This window comes from Streptomyces carpinensis (assembly GCF_002154505.1).
GTDB classification, from domain to species: Bacteria; Actinomycetota; Actinomycetes; order Streptomycetales; family Streptomycetaceae; genus Streptomyces; species Streptomyces carpinensis.
The window spans coordinates 473-1,106 of the sequence record NZ_MUBM01000689.1 but is presented as its reverse complement, the minus strand read 5'-3'; the positions used below and the strand labels follow the sequence as shown (position 1 = coordinate 1,106).

General features: G+C 68.9%; 1 protein-coding gene. It reads left to right on the top strand.

What is annotated here, in order from left to right; all coding sequences use genetic code 11:
* Positions 1-634 (top strand): GAF domain-containing protein (locus BZY54_RS55775; RefSeq protein WP_143668435.1); only part of this gene is annotated, 634 nt, incomplete at both ends.

The following is a 634-nucleotide window of genomic DNA, read 5'->3' as shown; positions in this document are numbered from 1 at the left end:
CGCCCGCGAGGCACCCGGTGACTACGGCTTCTGCCCCCATGTCGTCGCCCAGCAGTCCCAACTCGCCCTGGACGACGTCTTCGACTACCCGCGCTTCAAGGGCAACGCCCTCGTCAACGACCTGGGCGTGCGCTCGTACCTGGGGACGCCGCTGCGCGACAACACGGGCCTGATCCTGGGCACCGTGTGCGTCGCGGACTTCAAGCCCCGCACCTGGGACCGCCAGCTCAAGCAGGGCATGCAGGAACTCACCGAGACCCTGCTGTCCGAGTTCAAGCTGCGCGACAGCCTGCTCGCCCAGCAGCAGGAGCTGTTCGCGGTGTTCGACGGCGCGCCGTTCCCCATCATGCTCACCGAGGGCCCTGAGCACCTGCTGCGCTACGCCAACGGCAAGCAGGGCCAGGCCTTCGGCATGGTGCCGCAGTTCAGCCTCGGCCGCCGGGTGCTGCCCGGCCTGGACGAGGTCGGCGTCTTCAGGGCGATGGACGAGGCACTGCACTCGGGCCGGCCCACCACGGTGCCCCGGGTCTCCCTGAGGACCTATGACTCCTCGGCACCGCAGGACTTCAACTTCCTGTGCACCCCGATCCGTACCTCCCCCAGTGCGCCCTTCAAGGGTGTGCTGACGGTGGCG